This window comes from Enterobacter cloacae complex sp. I1M, assembly GCF_014982425.1.
Taxonomy (GTDB): domain Bacteria; phylum Pseudomonadota; class Gammaproteobacteria; order Enterobacterales; family Enterobacteriaceae; genus Enterobacter; species Enterobacter intestinihominis.
Window position 1 is genome coordinate 1 of record NZ_JADCLG010000058.1, and the last position, 263, is coordinate 263.

Sequence of the window (263 nt, forward strand, 5' to 3'; positions counted from 1 at the left end):
GCCGTGAAGTGCAGGTGCCGCACGAGGTCGATTTTATGACCGCCTCCAGTTACGGCAGCGGCATGTCCACAACCCGTGATGTGAAAATCCTGAAAGATCTGGATGAAGATATTCGTGGCAAAGATGTGTTGATTGTTGAGGACATCATCGACTCCGGCAACACGCTCTCTAAAGTGCGTGAGATCCTGAGCCTGCGTGAACCAAAATCACTGGCGATTTGTACCCTGCTGGATAAGCCTGAGCGCCGTGAAGTGCAGGTGCCG

Annotated in this window: 1 protein-coding gene; it reads left to right on the forward strand. The window is 53.2% G+C overall.

All coding sequences use genetic code 11. The features are described from left to right. On the forward strand, window positions 1-263 hold a 263-nt coding region (locus INF86_RS22140), incomplete at both ends, for a phosphoribosyltransferase family protein (protein WP_255510271.1).